Genomic DNA, 22,284 nt, shown 5'->3' on the forward strand with positions numbered 1-22,284 from the left:
GACCATTATACACCAAACATACATTCGATAAATAGTGAAGTAACACTTTATGTATGTCGAACAATTAGGATGGCTTCCTGCCATCCCTTGTTCGAAGCCAATTCATCTCCCACCTACTCACTTTGCGTTCCTTGAGGAAGGAGTCTTCTTGGCTAAAATGATAAAGTTCATTGTAATACTATTAAATATACGCCGCTTTAAAAGCTTGTTGAACAGCTTGTACTTCTGATGAGTTTTTACCATATAAGTTAGTCGCTACACGGATACAAGCTTCCTTTAATTCTTTAAAATCAGAAGTCATATTTAATTCATCCGTATTTGCATAATAAAAAATATCAAACATTTTATCTTCCCCAATGCCTTGTACATTTACTCCATTATGATTTCCACCACTAGCAATTAAATAAGCTACTTTATTAATAATGCTAGAGTTCGTGTGTACACCACCATGATCGTGGTCAGCATCAATAGGTAAGTTATTATAATGTCTATAATCCTCTGGATATCTAGAAGAGATTGATGATGGGTTTTTCATATCTCTAAATATACGACCAGATTGTTCGCCCATTGTCCAATTGAACTTTCCGTTATTGGCATACTTCTCAACTGCTACCCCTAAAATATCAGATAAAGCCTCATTAATCGCACCAGCTTCTCCTGCGTACTCAAGTCCAGACTCATTTCTTGTAACAGCATGTGTAAACTCATGTCCTGCCACATCAAATGCTCTAACAATTGGGTCTCCATATACCAGCATAGCCCCATTACTAAATGCATTAAACCATTGCTTTGGATTTCCTTTATTCGTACCATTTGTGTTCCAACCATGAACTACAGAAATTACTTTTTGTCCATTATTATCAAAGCTGTTACGGCCATATTTTTCTTGATAAAAATCATATACTTTAGTTGCTAAATAATGTGCACTAACTGCTTTAGGGTCTGTAAAATTTGTAGAATTACTTGTTACTAAATCATCCAGATATCCCCATACATTTCTTCTATAATTGTTATAATCTTTATAATTAGCAGTATACGTTTCAATTCCCTTACCACGAGAATAATCTGCAAGAATGTACGTTCCATCACTTCGTTGTGTAATTCCAAACGTACGATTAATACCTAAGTCATCTTTTCCTGTGCCTGTTAATTTTGAAGGATCTTGTAATTTATTTGATGTCGCGGATTGGACAATACTACTATCTACTTGTATACCCAATTTTTGAACAAGTTCTTTTAATAGATTCCCACCAAAAGCATCAATTAATACTGTACCAGATACATATTCAGGTGTAGATGCACTAAAAGTAATTTGATATGCGTTTGTAGCTTTACTTGTATTTTCATCTACATATACTACTTGTTTAATTTCTGGTTCTTCAACAAATGTGAGATTATTCCCATAGATGTTAAAGAGCTGTTTCTTCGCATCTTCTTCTGATAGAGTAATAGGTTGTTTCAAATCTTCCTGTTGTTGTAGATCTTGGGCGCTATCCCCTGAAACACTCGTAAGTACACCATCATCATTAATATGTGCTGTTAATTGATATCCGTATACATCCCGTCCTTCATATGTTTGTTGAAGACGTACCAAAGTAGTACCATCATAAGATTTACGACTTTGCGTAACATTATAATTAACTTTGGATTCAGTATTAACTTGCTTTGATGATAATGCTTGTTCTGTTTTTCCTTTTAGCGCATCCTTTGCTACATTTTCTGCCGAATTTTGAGAAGGTGCTGTTAAATTGCCTGTTCGGAACGTATCTTCCTTTGTTTCCACTTTTAACTCTTCTGTTGCCGCATGTACTCCTGCATAAGGCATAATCATCGATAACGCCACTCCTGTAGTTAAGCCTGCCTTTACGAAATGCTTCATATTCTTACTCCTTTATAATCTTATTATTAAGTTAAATAAATATTTTTTTTGGAATTGTAGTCATAGATATTTCAAACTATCTTTGCTTATCTACTGTGTATGAATTGTGATTCCTCATAATATAGATAGATTGCGTCGTTACTTTTATCTTCAATTCTTTTTTCAAAAATTACTGATTATATAAACTATCTTTATATTTATTCATATACTTTATTTTTTGTGGTTCTGATAACATATTTATTGCCATCCACACATTCTTTTTCATTTCTAATTTTTGCATTGGTATCTCTTTTAAAACAGAATTACTTATAATTGCTTCCATTTCTTCATCAATTCTTTGCATAAGATTTTCTTCCGGATTATTTTGCAAATGAGTATTTTTCAATCCCCATTTTGTCATTATAAATTCATTCGTTTTATTCATAGGATTAATAATAGTAGCTCTACTAGTTAATCGTTTTTTTATTTCATCATGATAGATTTTAATTCTATATCCTTCTTTTAGTGGAATAGTATCTTTTACAATCGTTACATTTGTTCCTTCTATTTCCTTCATATAAATATTTTCATCTTTATCATTAAACACCTCTATTGAGGCGTATTTTTCACCTGCATAATAGCTATGAGGTGTTTTAGTAGTAACCGTAAACACAGCTAGATTTCGCTCTAAATCCGTATTTAATTCAGCGAATTGGTCATCTCCTAACCCTAGGAATTGGATCGTTTGATTTACCAACTTGCTCACTTTCATTTCGTTAACATCAATAGTTAGACTATTATCTTTTTCTTTTACATAGGCATAATACGAACTGAAATGATACATACTATCCGTTCTTCCACCTGAAATCTCAACTGTATAAACCCCATTTGGTACGTCTTGTAAATTGATATCTGTTGTTTCGATTGTTTTCTCTTGAATAACTGTGTTCCCTTCTTTTAATTTAATTTTCCCTCCTTTCAATGTATCTATTTCATTTGTATTTAAATGGATATGCAAATTCCCTTTTAGCCCAAGTGAAGCAATTTGCTGATTTGTAACTATTTCAAAGTTAGAGTTTATAAGAATCTCAGGATCAACTAGTGCTCTTGCTTTGGCTAATTGTGATTCAGGCACTATATAAGCTAAAGAAGTAACAGCTGGATAACCTTTCGCCCTATTCATCTCTATTTGTTTATTCTTAAGTTTAAAGCCCCATCTTTCAAAGACAGGTGTAAAATCAACTTGTCCATTCTCACTATAATACTGATTCATTAAATCTGGTAAAGAATGGTCACCTTTTTTGAAAGTAGCATCGCTAGCTAGTTTTCGATAACCTTGATACATTTTCGCAAAAGCTTCATCGCCAGCTTTTTGTTTCGCCATCGTTAAAACAATAAGCTTTTGTCGTAAATCTAAGTCAGCATAATTTTTATTTTCTTTCATTAAAGCATTGTATAAATTCCGTTCTACCTGTTCCTTTTTCCCAAAATTAAACAACCAACCAATTCGATCTGCTTTTTTGCCATATTTACTATATTGATATTGAACACCAAATAGATTATTAGAAACTTCTCCTGTAAATATTCCCTGATTATCAAAACCAGCTTGATATCCATGGGCAATTTCATGTAAAGTTCCCCAACTTAGTTTATCTAACCACATCTTTGTACTATCTGTACTATTCGCTGTCCAATTTGCGCCATAATAAGCACCGCCAGCACCAGATATATCTGCTTTTAAGAAATAACGATTTTGACTTTTTTTATTTTTAACTGTCGAGTCATCTAAACCAATAATTGAATCATACATTGCAAAAATATCTTCATAATACGCAATTAACTCATCCACAGATTGAAAATCTTTTAAAAATCTTATTAACTCTTTATCTTTTTTAGGTACAAATAATTGAAAACTTTCCCCTTGAATTAATGCATACTCTCCATCAAATTGATCCCATGTACTAAAAAAATGAGATACACTTCCTTGTTGATTATAAATTGGAAGAGGTTTAGTAGCATTTTCATTCCCTACTTGGTACTCAAGTATAGCGCGCTCTTCACCATACGGAGTATCTATGAAAGGAACTAAAGAAGTATCACCCTGAATAGTAACCCATTCATTTCCTACTTGTATGGATTTTTCATTTTTTGAGTCATTAGACAATAATCGCAATGTTAATTTTGCTTTAAAATTAGGATTTGTTTGTCTTACCTTTAATGGCGTATTTCTCTGCAAAATAAACCCTAAATCTTGTCTATCATGATATTTCCCTTTACTTATGCCCGCCTGAAATATCCAAGTAGGCTCTTCTATACTAGTAATTTCTTTTATATTTGTTCGTTCATCAGCATGTAAGTTTATATTTCCTATTAAGAAAAACATTGTATACATTATGCCTATAACAAGTAACCTTTTCATTTGTATTTCTCCTTTTCTATTTTTTATATACAAAATACAATGAAATTTTCCTCCTTCTTCATTTATAACTATATTGACACTCCCACGGCTAAAGCCACAAGTCCTACAACTTACGGTGTAATGGATGCGATTCTTGAATGACTAAGCATTCGCAGTCCATTTCTGTTGTAAGTTACTTATCAGTGTAATTATTATAGTTACATTATTTGATGATTATCAATCATTAAATATATGTAATTTTGTATATATGAATATTTTATATAAATTACTTAAATATGACACAATTTCCTTCACACTTGTATTTCTTCTTTTCCAGACATTAATCAAAAAACCACGAAGGCTTAAAAGCCTCCGTGGTTTTTTAATTAAATTAATAACTAGAATCTTTTTACTCATGAAAAGGTCAATTTCCTTCTGGATAATGTACATACCTAAACTGTTATAATTTATGAGTTCTATGTCTTAGCTCTATTCAATTTTCTAGTTAAACCCTAACATATCTTTCTTTATAATTTCCCCTAATTCTGTCCAACTTGTAATACGTGGGATATTAAGATGTTGATTATAAGAAGTAGTTTTTGCATATACTTTTATCGATTTACCTATTAAAGTTTCTAATACAGCTGGCTTATCATCAAAGAAATAATCTAGCTGTATTTCCTGTATAAAGTGAATTTTCTCTTCATCTTTCATCCCATAGAAAAAGCGATCCTCATGTACTGGAAAATTCTTTTCCAGTAACCATCTTTTTGTTTGCTCTCCATGTTCTTTAGGTCGCGCAGTTATATAATATACTTCATGTCCCTGTCTTTCTAATTCTTGCAATGTCTCTACTGCATACGGAAATGGTAAACAAGAAGTATAATAAATTTCATCAAGCAAACTGTTCCACATCTGACCACCTTCTTCCGAAGTCATACCAAATGCTTCATGAATTTCAATTGTTTTTAATGAATGAAATACATCCAATCCTACTTCTTTGTTTAATTTTTTGTTATATAAATGAAAAGCATGCTGTCTTAAATCAATTAAAGTATCATCAATATCAAACCCAAACTTCACCCGTCATCGCCCCTTTCTGCACTTCATTTATTGTAAATTATAAGTGGTATTTTATTTTCCTTCTTCCTCATATTCACCACATTCAGGATAACCAACAAATTTATAATCCTTTCCAACTTGGATAAATGATATATCCTTAAATTCAATTGCATCTTGCATTTTAGTAATGCCTGTACCCTCTACAAAGCTAGGTGCCATTCTTCCCCCAATAATCTTAGGTGCGATATACAATACAAGTTTATCCATTAACTTATTTTCAATAAACGATGCATTCACCTCTCCTCCACCTTCAATAAGAAGAGAAGAAACCCCTTTTTGTCCTAGAATATCAAGCATTTCATGTAAATTTATATGTTTTTCTCCATTAGTAACAAACACTTTAACACCTGCATGTTCTAATGCTTGCTTTTTCACCACATCATGATTATTGGTTGTAAAGATCCAGGTAGCAGCTTCTCCATCTGTAACAACTTTTGATTTCATTGAGATCCGTAAGGTAGAATCTACTATCACCCGAATTGGATTTCTTCCATTTGGAATACGCGTTGTTAATGAAGGGTTATCTTTTTGTACTGTATTAGCCCCTACTAAAATAGCTGCATTTTCATTTCTTATCTGATGTACATCCTGTCTTGCTTCTTCAGATGTAATCCACTTACTATCCGATTCAGAAGTAGCAATTTTCCCATCTAATGTAACCCCAGATTTAACCGTTACAAATGGTCGTTTTGTCATAATATATTTGTTAAAGACTTCATTCATCTTTCTCGCTTCTTTTTCACAGATTCCTACAATTACTTCAATACCAGCATCTTGTAGAATTCTAATTCCACGTCCAGAAACAAGAGGATTAGGATCAAGTGTAGCAACTACTACTCTTTTAATTCCTGCTTGTACGATGGCTTCTGCACAAGGACCTGTTCTTCCATGATGAGAACAAGGCTCTAGGGTAACATAAATCGTACCACCACGGGCCTGTTCTCCCGCCATACGTATCGCGTGTATTTCGGCATGTGGTTCCCCTGCCTTCATATGTACTCCGATTCCTACAATTCGATTGTTATTTACAATTACAGATCCAACCAGTGGATTTGGAGTAGTTTGTCCCTTCATAGCCTTAGCATTTTCAAGGGCTAACCTCATATATTTCTCATGCTCACCCATGTAAATGACCTCCCTCAAAATGCCCAGAGCGATGAATTTTTGTTTGTAAATATTTCTCATTGAATTCTGAGACGTCCCCCCATAATGGTTCACGACTCGTAACATTTAATCCTGCTTTTTGCAACGCTGCTAGTTTTCTTGGATTATTTGTAATCAACTTTACAGGTTTTGAGCGTAATGCCTTTAATACCTCAATTGTATCATCGTAATTTCGAACATCATCAGCAAAACCTAAATTTAGATTAGCTTCAACTGTATCTAAGCCGTTTTCTTGCAGGATATACGTCATCGCTTTACTAAACAAACCGATTCCTCTCCCCTCATGATTTGCCAGGTAGAATAGAGCGCCTGCACCATGCTCTGTAATCATTTGTAAGGATTGCTTTAATTGAAATCCACAATCACAACGTTTACTACCAAAAATATCACCCGTATGACAAATACTATGCATACGAATCAGTGCATCTTCAGCATTCTCGAAATCACCGTACACAAGTACACTAGATTGTTGCATATCTGCTAAATTAAGAAATGATAGTTTTTCAATAATACCTTCTATACCATTCGTAACTTCATTAGTTTGTAACCAAGAATACCATTGGAAAATTTTCGTTTCCCCATATAAATTAATTGGTAATTTGATAGGGCCAACAAGATAAATCTCTTTTCCATCTTGATGTATGAATTGAATTTTATCTTCTAACATATGAATTGTATCTGCTGTAACCATTAGGTACCTCCTAGTATAGAGAATCTCTAAAAAGTTCTCTTCCATTTTATATTTTTTATTATTTAACTTACACACCGTAAGTATTTTTACAAATGATATTCTTGTTCTCTTACCTTAGATTCAATTTGTATTATCATATCTTTAGCAAATTAGAGAAAAGAATTGTCAGTTATATAAAATAACTTAGTTACTTTATATAAGTGAGTATACATTTACAATCAATTTACGTCAAGTAATTAATTATAAAAAAATTTGTTACTAATTGTAAGATGTTATATAATTTCTTTTAGGAGGTGAAGTAAAATGAATGATTCTACATTATGCCCTCGCTTTGAAAAAGGAATGAGATTTTTTAGTCAAAGATGGACAGCACTAATTATTTACCAACTTTTCTCTGGATCTCAGCGTTTTTGTACGCTTGAATCTTCTCTTCCTGTCAGCGGAAGATTACTTTCAGAAAGATTAAAGGAATTAGAACAAGAAGGAATTGTAGAGCGTAAGGTCTTTCCTGAGACACCAGTTCGTATAGAATATTCTTTGACTCAAAAAGGATTTGCTTTAGAATCCATTATTCGCGGAATAGAAGAATGGTCACAAGAATGGATAGAACTTGAAGAATAGTATAAGAGTTTTTTCTTATCTAGCTTTAATTAATCAAATTATGTATATTCATATTTAAAACGCTAGCTTTTTCAAGTATTTATGAAAGCTAGCGTTATTTCATGATTCAATAATTAAAAATACTCACTTGAATTTTATGCTTTTAAATAAAAAATAGGAGCAGCCTATCGTAACAGACTCCTCCTAAAAACCAACCCATATATACATATTAAAAATAAAATTATTTTATTAATAATGAATATTCACCAGTGTTATCATCAAATTTATACACATTCAAATAATATTTTCCTGGTTTCGCTACGAATTTTCCCTTTATAGCATTTCCTTCATCTTCACCACAAGCTACGTAATTTTGCATGTCTGATTCATGATAAAGTACCCATGTCATCCCAATGTTTTGTTCATTTACCACAGAAATATCTACTTCTTTTGGAACTGTAACATCAAACGTATAAACATCTGTTTGATCAGGAGCAATCAGATTTCCCTTTACAAGCTTATTAAATGGGAGTACCTTTTCCTCTTCAAGGGATCCACCTGTTTGCGGATCTTGTTTTACAGTAACTTTTGTTTGTTCTTTACTTTCTTTTCCTCTACTATCTTTCACAGTTAGTTCCACAGTATATGTTCCTTTTTCCCCATATACATGGGTAGGGCTGGCTTCAGTACTTGTTGTACCATCTCCAAAGTTCCATAGATAAGAAATAATTTTTCCATCTTCACTTTCTGTGCCATCACTATGGAATTGAATTCCTTCATTTACTATCCCGCTATATGGTCCATTCATATTTACTATAGTGGTTGTTTTTTCTTTTTCCTCTGTTGCAACACCATGGAAAACAATATCATATTCAAACTGATTTGCTGCATTCACACGGTAGTTAACAAAATAGGCTGTAACTGTTTTATAGCCGCTCCATCCTTTTTGAGACAACTGCTCCAAGGTTTGATTGATTTGTTTACTCATCGTTTTCCAGTCTTCAGACTCACCTTTTGATGTACTACCTATGTACTTGCCTTCTACAGTAAATGTGTTAAAGAATTGAGACTCATGTTTTGTGATTTTTGCATCTTTTATATTAGTTACATCTACAATTTCTTTCTTCACTTCAGCTAACGGCTTAGGTGCATGTTGTATTAAATAATCATTTGTTACTTGTGGTACATTGTATTTATCTTGATTATCAATCAACTGCTGCATATACGTTTGATATTCTGTATTCAGCTGTGAATCTTTACTTAATGCTTCACGATAAGCGTCATAATTTTTCACATCGTTCGCACGGATTAAATCCTGAATCTTATCAAAGGTTTCAAAGTGATGATTATATAGATAAGACTGTAGTGCAAATGAATAATTATAAAAATCCCATGATCCATATTTTGCGAACAAAGTTTGCTTTGCAGTATAACGGCTTGCCGGATTAGATGATAAGCCACTTATAATACTTTTACGTGGAACAACATTATTTGTACGTGTAGATCCTGCAAAGAATTCTGCATTCCCCTCTTGGAACCAAGTTAAGCGTTCATTTTGATATAGTTCTCCGCTCCCAAATAGACCAGGAACCTCGTATCTTCCTTGTAAATAATGAGTGAATTCGTGACGGAATAACTCTTCTAGACTATAAATACTCTGTTTTGGTGTACGCTCATATGTAAAGAAAGTACCCTTCTCTTCAATATAAATACCGCCGTTGTTCGTTTCATATCCATATAATTGTCTATTTAATTGATAATCATCTGGATTATTATAAATTACAATTGTCAGCACATCATCTGCGTTACCTGGTTCTAGTGCTTTATCATTTCCAATTACACGGTGATATTGTGCCTTTACTTCTTTGGCTGCCCAATATAACCTTTTAATTTTCTCTTCGGTTACTTTATCGCCTGTCTTAAAAACAATAGATCCATCATCAAATGTATATGTTTTAGGTAAGTATTGTAACTTCCCTTCTTCACGTATTTTCTGTAAATCTACTGTATTTCCATCATAATCTTTTCCACCGTAGTTTGTTTTGATTTGCTCTACCGCTATAAAATAAGGTCCACTTAGGCGAGGATACATATTCATCGCTTGTGTAATAACTTCCAATCCTTTGTTTGGATTGCTATGAAATTTCCCTAAACGTCCTGCATAATAAATACCGTTATTAATTAGCCAACTATTCTCAGTTGTTAAATTCCGTATGAGAGCAATTCTACTAACCTCATTTATAAAGTTATCTATCTTTCCATACCACATTGTTGCATTAGGCTTTTTATTCGTTTCCTGCAAATAAGATTGTATATCATAATCAATACCTTTTACGATTTCATATACAGCTTGTTCTTTCGTATAATCATTAGCATACATAGAACGGTTATCATTAAACTGTTTTAAAATATTTGCCGCATATTGTACTGTTTCAGCATCACTAGAAGCATTACTAATTAATTTCCCATACGCAACTACTACTCTATCTTGCTCAGCTGTACCTAATGTAAAGTTTGGGTTTTTTGCAATAGCTTTTAATGCTGGTAAACATTTGTCATGGAAGCTTCTCTCATTTAAGTAACCTACTTCATTATTAAAATATCCCACATAAAAAGCAGAACGTAATATCTCAACGAAAGTTTCAATCCCCATTGAGTCCTCTTTCGTAAAAGATTTCCCTCGTTGTCCCAATTCATCAATAATAACGTTCATGCGATCTCTATTTTGATAAAAAGCTTTCGTATCTTGATTGAATTGAAATAAGTCTGTAATTTGATTCCATGAAACTCTTGATAGCGTATCAATGAATTCACTATCAGACATTTTATTCAGTTCTGCCAGAGTATAGCTTTGCTTTAATTGCCTTACTTCAGGTTTCATCACCGGAGTAGGTCGTTGTGAAAAATCGCCTACTTTTAAACGCTCTTCAAAAGTTACAGTTCCATCCGCTTTTGTAGCATGTGCAATTTCATCTTTTAAAGTTTCTGTCCCGATCGGTTTCATCTGTAACGTATTATAGGGTGCTTTTTCTTCTGCTGAAACCTGTGTTTGAATACTTCCAAATGATAATGCCACCGTACTAATACCGATCATCATTTGAGTAAATTTTAAATTCTTGTTCATAACATTTCCTCCATTTATATATTCCACCTAAAAATATAACATTTTATCTTAATAAATTATTATAAAATGTATTATTTCATATTGTATTACATGAGTTTTCATATAAGTTAATATTAAAAATTATAAATAAAAATTTTACATTTAATCAAAAAAGGACAAACTACCCAAGGTGAATAGCTTGTCCAAAATTATAAACTCTATGATTTAACAATATATAATTCAGTTCCGCTAAAAGCCTTTTATTCTCTTTTCATCTCCTACTATTTTTGCATCCGAACGAACAATAGTGAATTAGAATAATGACTTAATACTTGCTAGAACAGTAAGTATTCCTATAACAATTACAAATACATTGCTCATTTTCCCTCTATATTTTGCTAGTACTGGTACTTTACGAATCGCATACATCGGTAATAGACATAAGATAGCAGCGACTAACGGACCGCTAAGAGCATCAATGATTCCAAGAATACTTGGATTTGTATAAGCAACATACCAGCATGTTAATACGACAAAAGTAAGAATCATTGTCTTAACTGTTTTCTCTCCTACATCTTTCCCACGTTTTTTACCGGACTTGATAATCATGTCACGCATTACCTCATAAGCTCCTATATAATGGCCAAGGAAAGACTTTGTAATAGCCACAAATGCAATGATAGGAGCCGCAATAGTGATTACTGGTGAATTAAGCTCATTAGCAAGATATGAAAGGATTGACAAGTTCTGTTCTTTTGCCACCTTAAGATCATCTGGAGTCAAACTTAAAGTACTGCTCCAAACAAAGAACATAACAACAGCGAATGTCATGATATAACAAACTTTTTGTATTTGAGCACACTTAGCATCAGTAGCGTCTATTCCATACGTAGCTCTCTGTTTCATAACGAATGACGAAATCATAGGAGAATGATTAAAAGAGAATACGATGATTGGTAGTATCATCCAAATCATTCCGAAATATCCTGTTCCAGTTGAAGCAGTAGAAACACTTGAAAAACTTAGCATTGAAGTATTCCATTGTGGAATTAAAGATATTGCAATAAAAAGTAGAGAAGCAATGAAAGGATATACTAACATGCTCATTATCTTTACAGTAATATCTTGACCAAAATTCAGTATAGTGATAAGACCGAGTACTAATACAAGTGATAAAATGGCCCTTGGAGGCTCCGGCATGTGCAATTGATGCACAATAAAACTACTTGCAGTATTTGTAAGTGCGACCGAATACATTAGTACGATTGTATAAATTGAGACAAAATATACGATGTTAAAAATGATACTTGCTTTGTTTCCGAAATATTCTCTTATTGTACCAGTAATCCCCTCGTCAGCAGAATTCGAAGCGTATATCATTTTAGCAAGCGCCCTATGTGAGTAATACATAACAGGATATGCAAGTATGGTAATTATCAGTAATGATAATAAACCACCTGAACCTGCATTAATAGGTAAGAAGAGTACTCCTGCTCCAATTGCTGTTCCAAATAGACTCAATGCCCAGGTAGTATCCTGTTTATTCCACTTTTTAGGGTCTAGATATTTCTCATTTTTTACTGCAGTATTATCAACTTGAAATTCTATGTTTTTTGCAGTATTTCCATTCATATAATAATTCCTCCTAGTGTCCTATTCTTACTTCTCTATTTAAGGCATCGGAATATAGACCGTTCTTTAAAAATGAATTGTTTATAAAGTGCGCCACATCGTATATCCTTCTTTTAAGTTGATCAAAATTAAAAAATGTACGAATCATCAACCTGACGAGTTTGTTACCACTTACAAAATGTTTCAATTATATATTGGACTCTGTAGTAGGATATATTATTGATAATTCCCCCAATATCCAGAAATCCTTAAGCGAAAAATAGAGAATATATTGTTAAACATTTCACAATATAGACGTTAACTGTTCATTGATTTGATTGTTTTTCCCCAAATATTTTATTTTTAATGGCAATCCCTGTAGGTGTGGCCGCAATTCCACCTAAACCGGTCTCTCTTAATTCGCGAGGCATCTGTTTTCCAACTCTATACATCGCTTCAATAACTTCGTCAGCATTGATGATATTGTTTACACCGGCTAATGCGATGTCCGCTGCTGCTAAAGCATTTGCCGTCCCAATGGCGTTTCTCTTTACACAAGGAATTTCTACCAAACCAGCGACCGGATCACAAACTAAACCGAGTAAATTTTGTAATGCAATTGAAAAAGCTTCAGAAGATTGCTGTGGCGTCCCACCCGCAGCTTCTACTGCAGCTGCAGCCGCCATCGCTGAGGCACTTCCTATTTCAGCTTGACATCCTCCGTACGCTCCTGATATACAAGCATTGTTTGCGACTATCGTTCCAAATAACGCTGAAGTGAATAGAAAATGAATCATATCTTCATGACTTAAATCTAACGTATCTTTAATACTAAATAGAACTCCCGGAATCGTTCCACTCGCACCTGCTGTTGGAGTTGCACAAATAGCTCCTAATGCAGCATTTACTTCATTAACACCGATAGCACTTTGGATCCCTAACACCATCAAATCTCCAGAAAGAGTTTTCCTATTTTCTCGATATTTTTTAATTTTAACAGCATCCCCTCCAGTTAAACCAGTTGGAGAAAATACCCCGTCGCCCTCAATACTTTTATTTATAGCATTTTGCATAGTCGCTAAATTTCGTTCCATTTTACTCCAAACTTCTTCATAGGTAGATTTAGTTTGTTCAATTTCCTGTTCAATTGCTAATTCATAAATTGTTTTTTGACTTTTATTAGTTGCATCCACAATTTCTTTTATGGCCATATACATATTTTTCACTCCTTAATGTAACTAAAGAATAATGAGTTTAGCTATATTGCTTAAATTTCCTAATTCCTCCTGGACATTACCAGGCAATAGCGAATCCAATGCAAATGCATACAAATATTTACCGTTTCCTTCCAAATTATGAAAGTTATTAATTTCTACATCATATTGTTTAAAAATCCTGCGTAAAACAAATTCAAAGTCAGCTCTTTCGGAAATTGCAATAATAACCGGCAATGGTCCCTGCAGATTTAAACTAAATCCGTCAACTTCAACATGTTTGATTTCAATTAATCCACCGCCGACAGAAATACCCATCGTTCTAATACTTTGGCTTTCATCCTCTAAATATACATCTGCCGTATTTGGATGATCAGCAGGACTATCACCCGCTTTTTCAATAAAGGTAATGTCGATTCCTTTAGATTCTGCTATTTTAATAGCATCTGGCACTTTGCTATCATCGGCTGCAAATCCTAATATCCCAGCAATAATCGCAAAATCAGTTCCATGTCCTTTATGGGTTTCAGCAAATGATTCATAATACCTAACCACGACTTTTTTGGGAAGACCTTGAAATAATTTATTTGCAACTGTTCCAATAGCCAAAGCTCCTGCAGTATGTGAACTCGAAGGTCCTATCATTACCGGCCCAATCACATCAAAACAACTTTTGTATTTAACAACCTTTTTTTCTTTAATAGATGCTACATTTATGTTCATATAAGCACCCCCATAATTTATGATTTTAATTACAGTTGAAACTAAGTTATTAGAATAATTAATTCAAAACAAAACCTAATTGTTAGCGCTTTCTTTTGATGTTAAATAAATTTCCTTTCTGATTACACATCCTTTGTAGAGTAATCATATCAGTATGTCCAATTTAAGAAAGTCACTTGTAAGATTTTTAGAATTTTCGCACCAAAACTAGGTTTGATATTTTATCTAGAGGTAATCAACTATCTCTCGACGCCCTCATTATAACTTGTATATTTATGAGTTTAATATTTTTTTATTTTTAGAAAGATTGAATAAACAGAATCTTGAATGGATAATAAATTACACTAAGTATGTAGCAATTATGTCCTTTGTTTGAAGCTGTATTAGTTAATAAAAAAGTAAAAATAACACAGAGTTCCTCACATTAACACGTTGTTTATATTAGAAAATCATTATAAAGATACTTGTATTGTCCTTTGTTAGAACATCATATTTTGGACGTGAAAGCTGTTACAATAAATGATTCATGTAGATGGAAAGGAATACATGAATCAAACATAAAACATCCGATGTATATTAATACTAAATTAAGCATTAATATTTATTATCAGAAAAGAGGAACTTCTTTTTTAAAAAATTAAATATATTCTTTTTATAAAGATACAACATTATGTCGGTTTTAGCGCAAATGAAAGATAAGTTCCATATAACAATAGGGATCCCTAGTGGAATCCGTTTTATACTGTTTTCATTTAAAAAATCCTCTTCAAAACGCAAATAAAAAAGGGCAATTTCAGCCCTTTTTTATTTATAAATCCTCTATAACATATTCCGTATATCCCTCATAATAGTAACTAATATCAATGCCTTTCATGAATACTTCACGGCTATTAATTTTATCTACTAGTGCATTTTGGAGTAAATGCTTAATTTCAATATCTTTAATCGGGCTGCGTTCCATTGCCAGTAAATAATTCTCTTTATCTATCCTATTCCAGTCAACCACCTGTTGGATTTCATTCTTAAAGATTAAATCTAACCATATTCTAGCCGCTCTACCGTTTCCATCTCTAAATGGGTGAGCAATATTCATTTCAACATACTTTTCAACGATTTCATCAAAAGTTGTTTGTGGCATAGTGTTTATATGTTCTAGTGAATGACTTAGATACATAACAGGAGCAAATCGAAAGTTCCCTTTCGCTATGTTAACCTTTCGAACCTTTCCAGCAAAGGAATAAATATCCTCAAATAGATATTTATGAATGTTAGTAAGACCCTTAAATGTGCCAACTTCTATGTGGTTTATTTCTCCTGAATCATATAAATCTTTGGCTTTCATTTTTGATAGTCGTTCTTCCGCTCGGTTCAATTCCAACTGATTTTTAATACCTAATTTATTTTCTAGCACGGTCATTCTCCTCTTTTTCTGCCATTAATTCTTTTAGCATATCCAAATCTTCTTGTGCGGCTAAATTCTTGATGAAACTTCTAGCCATAGCTTTATAATTGAGGTATTTCGCTTGTTCTGGATTGCGTTTTTTATAGTTTTTTGTGGCTTCGTTTTGCGCCTTGCTGTATGCCATTCTATCCACTCGTTTTTAAGCCTATAAGCACATTATATATTACTTAGTAATATATAAAACAAAAAACAAGCTAGAGCCGAAGCCCTAGCCTATATCCTTATCTACTATTTCATTTTTTGTTCTGTAACAATAAATCTTGAAAGTATTCCAATTAATGCTTCCACCTTTTCTTTCATCTTGTTGGATTGATTTGAAATCTCTTTAATTGAAACTGCCTGTGATTGTATTGATTGTACTGTTTGAATTGTTTCTTTTTGTACTTGTGTTGCATTATCAGATACTAGTGAAAGAGATGCATTTACTTCTTCTGTGCCGGCAGATATCTCTTCTGTCGCTGCGGAAACTTCTTGAATTTGACTTGTTATTTTATCAATATCTCTCATAATAGAAGAAAATGTTTGATCCGCTTTGTGAGCCGCTTCTTTTCCTTCTGCTGCCTTTTGTTGACCTTTTTGCATGGCATGAACTGTATCTTGAGTATCTTGTTGAATAGATTTAACTAGATGGTTAATTTCATTCGCTGATTCTTTAGACTTCTCAGCTAAGTCTCTCACTTCTGCCGCAACCACTGCAAATCCTTTCCCATTCTCTCCAGCACGTGCCGCTTCGATAGCAGCATTTAAGGCAAGAAGATTAGTTTGTTCAGCAATATTAGTGATTGCATCCAGAGCTGTATCAATCTGTTGTGTACGTGAAACAAGCCTATCAATTACTTTTGATGTTTCCTCGACAACATCATGAACACTGTTCATTTGAAGAATAGAGTGCTTTATTACTTCACTTCCGATATGTATTTGTTCTGTGGTAGTTACTGCTACCTCAGCAACTACAGCTGAAGATTCAGCTACTGTTTGTACACCAATTGTTATTTCTTCCATTGAAGATGAACTCTCTTTAATACTAGTTACCTGTCCTTCTATCTTTGATTTTACATCAGCAATAGTCTGAACTACATCATTTGAAATATTAGATGCTTGATTTGTATCTTGTAAAACACTCTCGGTAGAAGAAATCACCTCTTGTGTTGTCATCTTAATATTTAATATTAACTGTTGAAGGTCATCTAACATACTATTAAAGGACTGTACAATGTTTCCTAATTCATTATTTGCATTATAAGAAGTACGTATTGTTAAATCACCTGCGGCTACTTTTTCCATATCGCTTTGTAATAACTTAAGTGGCTTTCTTATAGTAATTTTAATAAGATATCCAATGAATATAACTATGGCAATTGCTAAAATTGAAATGCTCACAAACATTACCATTGTATTTTCAGCGTTATTACTATTAACATCTTGTAATTTCTTTGCATCATTGGTAATCTTCATAATAAGTTCACGAATTGATTGAATTGTTCTTTGCATAGTAGGTTCAATTTCTTTTAGATAATAGGCGTACGCTGCCTCATTATTATATTTTCCTAATTCTTGTACCTGATTCATCTGAGTTCTTAATTTATTAAATGCTTCATGAAATGTGTTATATAATTCCTTTTCCTTATTAGAAATAACTTTAGTCTCAAATTTCTTTAATAACTGATCATTTTCCTTACGAATCTCATCAATTTCTTTTATCAACTCGTTCATTCTTTTTTCATCTTTGGATACCATTATTTCCATAACATTCATATTTACATGATAGAAATTTGACTCTATCATTCCTATCCACTCAATTGATAGTAGATCATCCTCATACATATTAGATGAAGCACTCTTCCCTTTTTCTAGTCCCCAACCCCCTATTAGGGATAATACTAAACAGGCAATACATGATATAGCTATTAATATGTTTAGTTTTGTACCAATCTTACTATTTCTTAATAATCCCAACTAAAAACTCTCCATTCATATATATAGTTTGATTAATATATAATATAGTAATAATCTTAAATAAGCGATATTTATTTTTAAAATAATTAAATATGTATAATTCTTAAAAATAATATATATCAAACTATTTGATATATATTATTTTTAAGTGAACTTATTCTCCGGTTTTTATATTTTGTATATTAAGAAAATTCATTTAATTACAATAGATTGGTAACGCATATTACAGAATTTATATCAGCTAATGAGCCAGCCTCTTATGAAACAGAGGGAAAATTATTCTATAATGAGGACAATTTTAGAATAATACATAAATAAAAGAAGAGATGCGTCAACATCTCTTCAAATAATTGCTACCACAAGTTTAAACGATTACTAAGATTTATTATCTCCGTTTCTTAAAAGTGAATATTTCAAATCTACAAATATAAGCTCTCGTACAATAGTTGTAGGTACTTTTAAAAGTATTTAAAAAGAAAGTCCATTCTGTTACCTCCTTTCCCACCAAATAATAGAAAGGATAGTAACGTTCCATCACTTCACGCTTACCGATTTTACAAAAATCAGGCTAAAGAGACAAAGTAAGAACTATAGACAAATTCTGTTAAGATACTTTGAGATTATATCAAGGTTTTTGAATTTCCCAATGCAAACAATCCGTAAGATCATTAAGTGCGATTCGTTTAAACTTAATGAGTTACCTCTTTTAAACTAGTAGAAATACTCTCTTCTAACAGTTCCAACCCTTTACATAAACCTTCTAAATCTATTGTTAAAGAAGGTAACAACTTAATTACTTCATCATTAGGTCCAGATGTTTCAATAATTAAACCATTTTCAAATGCTACTGAGCAGATCTTTTTAGCTATTCCAAGAGTATTACACGCTATTCCTTGCATAAACCCTCTTCCTCGTACTTCTCCTTGAAGTTGGGGATATTTCAAACAAATCCCATTAAGAAAACTAGTTATTTTTTCACTTTTCCATCTTAAAGCATTAATAAACTCTATATCTTGCCAATAACTCAATGCTTCTGTGGCCGCTAAAAATGCTAAATTATTCCCACGAAACGTTCCATTATGTTCTCCTGGTTCCCACTTGTCATATTCCGGTTTAATTAGTGTAATAGCCATTGGAAGGCCAATACCACTTATAGACTTTGACAAACAAATTATGTCTGGTTTAATGTTCGCAGGTTCAAAGCTAAAAAATGTACCCGTACGTCCACATCCTGCTTGAATATCATCAATAATCAGTAATATATTATACTTTTTACAAATTTCGTCAATCCCCTTTAACCATTGAGGGCTAGCGGTATTTAAACCACCCTCACCTTGAACTGTTTCTAGAATAATTGCAGCAGGTAAATCTACTCCACTTCCACTATCACCTAATACTTTTTCTAAATATGTTAAAGAATTAAGAGAATCTAAATAATTTTCATACGGCATGATAATACTATTATTTAGTGGTACTCCAGCACCCTTTCTTTTAAAATGATTACTCGTTATCGAAAGTGATCCTAAACTCATTCCATGAAAAGCATTAGAAAAACTTATGATATTAGTTCTTCCAGTCACTTTTCGAGCAATTTTCAGTGCACTTTCAACAGAATTTGTACCTGTTGGACCAGGAAACATAATTTTATAGTCTAAATCACGTGGTTCCAAAATAATTTTGTTAAAGTGCTTTAAAAAACTCACTTTAGCACTTGTTCCCATATCAAGACTATGAATAATACCATCTTCTAAAAGATAATCTATTAATACTTGTTTCATTTTTTCATCATTATGTCCATAATTAAGAGCCCCAGCACCTGAGAAAAAGTCAATATACTCTTTTCCATCTACATCCCATAATTTATATCCTTTAGACTTAGTAAAGATTGTTGGAAAGCTTCTACTATAACTTCGAACTTTGGATTCCAGTTCATTAAATATATCCATTTTTGAACTAACTACCATATAAGAGCTCCTCCTAATTTTTCATTTTTACTATCCTCACAAAGATTAACGAAAAGTTATATAATCACTATTGTAAATTTATACTGAATGCGTGTCTTTATAACGATGAGCTGCTACTGCTGCTTGACCAAGTGAGATTCCCCCATCATTGGTAGGTACTTGTTTATGCATATAAACCTCGAATTTACAAGCCTTAAGCGATTTATAGGTTTCTACAAGTAAAAACTTATTTAAAAATACACCCCCACTAAGAACTAGTTTATTAATCCCTGTGTCTTGACGAATTTGTTTACAGGTTTCTGTAATCATTTGAACCATTGTATAATGAAAACGATAGCTTAATTCACCCTTGGTATACTTATCTTTAAGTATCAAAGATACCAACTCTTTAAACATAGGTTTTATATCTATTCTTCTAATTCCATTTGAAGCAACTATTTCATAAGGTAATAAAGGATTGGAAGAATCATTGATATCAATCGCTTGCTCCAACTCAATAGCAGCCTGTCCTTCATATTGGATTGTTTCACAGACACCCAATAGTGCTGAAACCGCATCAAAAAGCCTTCCCATACTTGAAGTAAGAGGCGAATTAATTCCTTTTTGAATCATTTTTATAAGTACATCTAGTTCAAAACTATTTCGCTCTGAAATAAGCTTTATTGGTAATTCTTTGACTTGTTCACCGTATATTTGCGTCAATATTCCTAAAGCGATTCTATACGGTTCTTTAACGGCTTTATCACCACCTGGTAACTGAAAGTAATCGATATATGCCGCTCTTTGATAATTAAGAAAATCACCGATTAAAAACTCTCCACCCCAAATATTCCCATCATCACCATAACCCGTACCATCTAAAATAACTCCTAAAACAGGACCATCTAATTGATTATCAACCATACAAGAAGCCATGTGGGCATGATGATGCTGAACCTGTACAACTGGTAAAGCTTTTTGATCAAATGCATATTTTGTACTATAAAAATCAGGATGAAGATCACTTGCTATGACGGAAGGACTGATTTCAAAGATTTTTTGTAAATGAGCTATAGTATTTTTAAATGATTCATAAATTTTATAGTTTTTTAAATCGCCAATATGATGACTAATAAAAGCTTTTTCACCTTTAGTTAAGCAAATCGTATTCTTTAATTCTGCTCCTAAAGCAAGTACATTAGTTGATCCTTCTTTAAACTCAATTGGGTTTGGTACATACCCTCTGGCGCGACGAATTATTTGTAGTTTTGTTATTTCATCATCTAAATCAATAGCCCTAATAATAGAGTCATCTACTCTAGTGAATATCTCCCTATTGTGTACTAAATAATAATCCGCAATGCCTTTTAGCTGCTCAATTGCATCTCCATCTTTATATACAATAGGTTCATCAGAAACATTGGCACTCGTAGCTATTAATGCAATAAAATTCCCTCTTAATATGAGATGATGAAGTGGTGTATAAGCTAACATTACCCCATAGGTATTATTATTAGGTGCAACATCTAAAGAAATAAACTGATTATCCTTTTTGTTCAATAACACAATTGGCCGTTCTTTAGAAACTAATAAAGCTTCTTCATTTTTTGTTATTTTAGCAAAATTTTTCACATCATCTAATTGAGATGACATTAAAGCAAAAGGTTTTTCATCCCGCTTTTTTCTTTTTCTTAATTCTTTTACAGCTTCATGATTCATTGGATCTACAACTAAGTGATATCCACCTAACCCTTTAATAGCTAGGATTTTCCCCTTTTTCAACAAATCAATGGTTTTTTCTACTGGATTATCAGTGAGGACAGTTTTACCATCTGCTGTTTTCAATTGAACTTGTGGTCCACATTTCCAACAAGCATTTGGTTGTGCATGGAATCTCCGATCTAATATGTCTTTATATTCTTTATCACACTCTTTACACATAGGAAATTTAGCCATTGTAGTATACGGTCTATCATAAGGAATATCTTTTATTATTGAATATCTAGGTCCACAATTTGTACAATTAATAAATGGATACCGATACCTTCTATTCGTTGGATCAAATAATTCTTCTAAACATTCATTACATACATAAGTATCAGGAGATATTAAAGTTTGCCTACTACTATGTTTTTGGCTACTCAAAATATCAAAAGAGCTATAACGATTATCGGATTCTTGTTCCTCTACCAATTTAACCTCTTGCACATAAGCCAATTCTGGGGAATTAAATTCTATATCATGAATAAAAAGTGTAATATTATTTTGTTCCCCTTCTACTTCTATCAGCACTCCATTTGAATCATTTAACACCCATCCGTTTAGATCATATTTTTTTGCTATTCTATATACAAAAGGTCTAAAACCAACACCTTGCACAATGCCTTTAACTTGATACTTTTTTATAAACATATTTATTACTTTTTTCATAAATTGTCT

General features: G+C 32.6%; 15 protein-coding genes. 1 reads left to right on the forward strand and 14 read right to left on the reverse strand.

The annotated features are described in order from the left end of the window. Window positions 1–181 precede the first annotated feature (181 nt). The 5 genes from ACZ76X_RS26670 to ACZ76X_RS26690 form a co-directional block, all read right to left on the reverse strand. Window positions 182–1,879 carry a M4 family metallopeptidase gene (locus ACZ76X_RS26670; RefSeq protein ID WP_479852222.1) on the reverse strand — a complete coding sequence of 566 codons (1,698 nt, stop codon included), beginning with the start codon at window positions 1,877–1,879 and terminating at the stop codon, window positions 182–184. A 169-nt stretch (window positions 1,880–2,048) separates the two neighbouring features. Next, on the reverse strand, window positions 2,049–4,277 hold the full coding sequence (locus ACZ76X_RS26675) for a putative mucin/carbohydrate-binding domain-containing protein (protein WP_479852223.1): 2,229 nt from the start codon (window positions 4,275–4,277) through the stop codon (window positions 2,049–2,051). Between the two features lie 480 nt (window positions 4,278–4,757). Continuing rightward, on the reverse strand, window positions 4,758–5,339 hold the full coding sequence (locus ACZ76X_RS26680; protein WP_479852224.1) for a 5' nucleotidase, NT5C type: 582 nt from the start codon (window positions 5,337–5,339) through the stop codon (window positions 4,758–4,760). 51 nt (window positions 5,340–5,390) lie between these two features. After that, on the reverse strand, window positions 5,391–6,503 hold the full coding sequence (gene ribD, locus ACZ76X_RS26685) for a bifunctional diaminohydroxyphosphoribosylaminopyrimidine deaminase/5-amino-6-(5-phosphoribosylamino)uracil reductase RibD (RefSeq protein ID WP_479852225.1): 1,113 nt from the start codon (window positions 6,501–6,503) through the stop codon (window positions 5,391–5,393). Further along, window positions 6,496–7,233, reverse strand: a complete 738-nt coding sequence (locus ACZ76X_RS26690; protein ID WP_479852226.1) for a GTP cyclohydrolase II — start codon at window positions 7,231–7,233, stop codon at window positions 6,496–6,498. Before ACZ76X_RS26690 ends, ribD begins: the two co-directional genes overlap by 8 nt. A 303-nt stretch (window positions 7,234–7,536) precedes the next feature. Between ACZ76X_RS26690 and ACZ76X_RS26695 the strand changes: the two genes are divergently transcribed. Then, window positions 7,537–7,854, forward strand: a complete 318-nt coding sequence (locus ACZ76X_RS26695; RefSeq protein WP_132136361.1) for a winged helix-turn-helix transcriptional regulator — start codon at window positions 7,537–7,539, stop codon at window positions 7,852–7,854. Between the two features lie 220 nt (window positions 7,855–8,074). Here ACZ76X_RS26695 and colA read toward each other — a convergent pair whose 3' ends face one another. The 9 genes from colA to hypF all read right to left on the reverse strand — a co-directional run bounded on the left by colA (window position 8,075) and on the right by hypF (window position 22,275). Further along, on the reverse strand, window positions 8,075–10,957 hold the full coding sequence (gene colA, locus ACZ76X_RS26700; protein WP_479852227.1) for a collagenase ColA: 2,883 nt from the start codon (window positions 10,955–10,957) through the stop codon (window positions 8,075–8,077). Between the two features lie 291 nt (window positions 10,958–11,248). Then, complete coding sequence (locus ACZ76X_RS26705; RefSeq protein WP_479852228.1) at window positions 11,249–12,568, reverse strand: aromatic amino acid transport family protein; 1,320 nt, start codon at window positions 12,566–12,568, stop codon at window positions 11,249–11,251. Between the two features lie 305 nt (window positions 12,569–12,873). Next, complete coding sequence (gene sdaAA / locus ACZ76X_RS26710; RefSeq protein WP_479852229.1) at window positions 12,874–13,764, reverse strand: L-serine ammonia-lyase, iron-sulfur-dependent, subunit alpha; 891 nt, start codon at window positions 13,762–13,764, stop codon at window positions 12,874–12,876. A 21-nt stretch (window positions 13,765–13,785) separates the two neighbouring features. After that, the gene (gene sdaAB, locus ACZ76X_RS26715) at window positions 13,786–14,484 is read right to left on the reverse strand and encodes an L-serine ammonia-lyase, iron-sulfur-dependent subunit beta (RefSeq protein WP_479852230.1); all 699 of its coding nucleotides are present in this window, start codon (window positions 14,482–14,484) and stop codon (window positions 13,786–13,788) included. A gap of 808 nt (window positions 14,485–15,292) precedes the next feature. Beyond that, on the reverse strand, window positions 15,293–15,901 hold the full coding sequence (gene fic / locus ACZ76X_RS26720) for a protein adenylyltransferase Fic (RefSeq protein ID WP_479852231.1): 609 nt from the start codon (window positions 15,899–15,901) through the stop codon (window positions 15,293–15,295). Next, a complete protein-coding gene (locus ACZ76X_RS26725) occupies window positions 15,882–16,070 on the reverse strand; it encodes a hypothetical protein (RefSeq protein ID WP_479852232.1) in 189 nt (62 codons plus the stop codon). The genes fic and ACZ76X_RS26725 overlap by 20 nt, the downstream gene beginning before the upstream one ends. Before the next feature lie 104 nt (window positions 16,071–16,174). Beyond that, window positions 16,175–17,902: a methyl-accepting chemotaxis protein gene (locus ACZ76X_RS26730; RefSeq protein WP_479852233.1), complete on the reverse strand. Its 1,728-nt coding sequence runs from the start codon at window positions 17,900–17,902 to the stop codon at window positions 16,175–16,177. A gap of 689 nt (window positions 17,903–18,591) precedes the next feature. Beyond that, window positions 18,592–19,866: a diaminobutyrate--2-oxoglutarate transaminase gene (gene ectB / locus ACZ76X_RS26735; protein WP_479852234.1), complete on the reverse strand. Its 1,275-nt coding sequence runs from the start codon at window positions 19,864–19,866 to the stop codon at window positions 18,592–18,594. A 78-nt stretch (window positions 19,867–19,944) separates the two neighbouring features. Then, complete coding sequence (hypF, locus tag ACZ76X_RS26740; protein WP_479852235.1) at window positions 19,945–22,275, reverse strand: carbamoyltransferase HypF; 2,331 nt, start codon at window positions 22,273–22,275, stop codon at window positions 19,945–19,947. Between the last annotated feature and the right edge of the window lie 9 nt (window positions 22,276–22,284).

The sequence above is a fragment of the Bacillus sp. BC05(2025) genome (assembly GCF_056725905.1).